The sequence below is a fragment of the Synechococcus sp. H55.11 genome, assembly GCF_047462475.1.
Classification (GTDB): domain Bacteria; phylum Cyanobacteriota; class Cyanobacteriia; order Thermostichales; family Thermostichaceae; genus Thermostichus.
On sequence record NZ_JANSJI010000132.1, the window covers coordinates 1 to 1,495 of the forward strand.

General features: G+C 54.7%; 1 protein-coding gene. It reads left to right on the forward strand.

Annotation, left to right across the window (positions count from 1 at the left end; genetic code table 11):
- The first annotated feature begins 90 nt into the window (after window positions 1–90).
- Window positions 91–636: a metal-binding protein gene (locus tag NW853_RS05580; protein ID WP_414336194.1), complete on the forward strand. Its 546-nt coding sequence runs from the start codon at window positions 91–93 to the stop codon at window positions 634–636.
- Window positions 637–1,495: the final 859 nt, after the last annotated feature.

Here is a 1,495-nt window from a genome sequence, read left to right on the forward strand (position 1 = left end):
CTCCTGCGGTTTCTAGCTGAAGCTAGGTCAGGCTTTTTCCTCCGCTGGCGGGTAGACTGAGCGCCAGTCGGGTACCGTTGCTCTGGCCTTATGCCGCTGGGATCCACCCACGATCGCATCACCCTCTGGACGGCCCCCGGCATCACCTTGGCCGCCGGTTTGTTGGGGAATAGCACCACCGTTGCTCTGGCTGTGGGATCCGCCTATCTGTTCAGTGGCCTGATGTTTTCTGGAGATCTGGACACCTGTTCTCGACAGTACCAACGCTGGCTGTTCTTGCGCTGGATTTGGCTGCCCTACCGCAAGTGGATGCGGCATCGCTCCTTCTGGTCGCATGGGCCCATCGTGGGCACCGCCCTGCGGGTGCTGTACTTGAGCCTATGGGCCGGCGGAGTTGGCCTGCCGGTGGCTTGGCTGGGATCCCGGTTGGGCTGGTGGATGTGGCAGCCTTGGGTGTGGCGCAGCGATCTCTGGCAATGGCTGCAAGTTCACGCCGAGATCCTGTTTTGGATTGGGATGGGGTTGGAGCTGGGATCGGCCAACCACAGCCTCAGCGATTGGATGGTCTCCAACTGGAAACGCTGGCGCAAAAAACGCCGTCAGGTTCGCTCCAGGCCACTCGGCTATCGTCGCTAGATCCCCGTTGGACCAAGAGTAAACTACCCCACACTTGAACCTGTTGCTGTCCTGTGCCTGCAAGCCCGCCCTCCTGAGAAGACTTAACGGCCAATCTTTGTCAATTGCCCCCGCCCCCTCTGTCCGACTCCCGTGGCTTGATGCAAATTATTCCTACTTTGTCGGCTATGTATTGCAATTTAGTCTCAATAGAGTTATGCTGTTACTCAGTTGAGTGGTGGAGTTCTATCCATCAGTCTTCCTCTCTTGTCTTGGATGTGACAGGGATCCCGCGCCGGCGGAACTGGCCATCCTGCCTTTGGCAGGGATCCCTTTCTCTCTTCTTCGGCTTTAGCCGAGCTTCTGGGTTAATGAGAGTCAGTCCTAGTTAATGAGGGGATAGTTTCTGCTGGAGTGGGTCGAGCTGCGGAGGTGGCGGTGTGCGGCAATAACAGCGGCTGAGGGCCGGAAGACAAGACCTAATACATACAAAAGTCGCTGCGCCAGTTGTCTTTGTAAACCCGTTGCAAGCTAAGGGGAAGGGCTAACTTTTTGGGGCAAACTGTCTGTCCTAAACCTTGTGTTGCTGTTTAAAAAAATGTGTTGAGTCAAAGAGAAATTCGAGAAAAAATCGAGAAAAAAGTTGAATCGTGCGGGAAGAATCGGTTAAAATCTAGCTGGCGTTAACGCTAACCGCGACGAAGAGATCGGAGGGAGGAAAACCTAACAGCCTCTCTCCTTTTTTCTGTAGAAATTACTCTCACTTTCAACCTCTATAGTCACTTCAAGTAGCAACACAACGTTTCTCTACATCGCTATTGCTAGGCAACGCTGTCGCGAACGCGCCGCTCTAACTCCCCTCTCCCTCAGGGAGAGGGGC